At 72.4% G+C, this 822-nt stretch carries 2 pseudogenes; both read right to left on the bottom strand.

Going from position 1 to position 822, the window contains the following annotated elements:
* A pseudogene (locus tag BZY54_RS54530) lies at nucleotides 1-76 on the bottom strand (lytic transglycosylase domain-containing protein); the annotation flags it as partial.
* Nucleotides 77-333: 257 nt separating this feature from the next.
* Nucleotides 334-822, bottom strand: a pseudogene (locus BZY54_RS48595) (ECF transporter S component); the annotation flags it as partial.

Below are 822 nucleotides of genomic sequence, written 5' to 3'. Positions count from 1 at the left end.
CGGTGGCGGCGGCCACGGCGGCGGTGGTGAGGGCCTTCTTCGGAGTGGCGATGCGGCGGATGAGGGAGACGGACACGGAGAACCTCTTGCGTCGGGGACAGGGTGTCGCGAGCAGCCGGAGCCCGCTGGAGCGGGAGAGGGGCTGCCCCGGTGCCGCGACCCGGAGGCCGTCGGCGCCTGGCGACGTCGTCCAGACAAGCAGGCGACCGAACCGCCCGCAAACACCCCGTTTACTAGTTGTCGTCGCATCTGCGACGAGGGTCCTCGGTGTGAGCGGGCTCTCAAGACGCAGGTCGGCGCGAGTAAAGACGCGTACATGCCACGCGCCGGTGCCTACGGCCCGGCTTCGTAGGTGATCCACGTCATGTGGGCCGGTTCACCGGGGTGCTCACGGTCCGGCGGTCAGAGGTGACGGCGGGTTCACGGCGTGGACGCGTCGAAGGTGACCGGCGTCTCGAAGGCGGCCCGCCGGGTGGCGCGGCGCAGCGCCCGGAGCACCGCCGGGCCGNNCGGCCCGGCCCAGGTCCCAGCCGAGCGAGGTGGCCACGCAGTACGCGACGAAGCGGGCCAGGTTCGCGGCGACCGCGGCGTGCGGGTCGAAGGCGATGGAGGAGGCGAGGGTGCCCATGAAGGGCCAGCCCGCGAGGTTCATCACCGTGCCGTAGGCGAAGGCGGCGAGGAAGCCGTAGAGAGCCAGCAGCACCAGTTCCGTGCGTCCGCGCAACCGGTCGGGGCCCGGCAGCAGGCCCGCGCCCATGGTGAACCACCCCATGGCCAGCATCTGGAAGGGCATCCAGGGCCCCACCCCGCCCGTGAGCAGCG

The organism is Streptomyces carpinensis, from assembly GCF_002154505.1.
Classification (GTDB): Bacteria; Actinomycetota; Actinomycetes; order Streptomycetales; family Streptomycetaceae; genus Streptomyces; species Streptomyces carpinensis.
The sequence above is the reverse complement of the archived record's forward strand: the minus strand, read 5'-3'. Positions and strand labels throughout refer to the sequence as shown.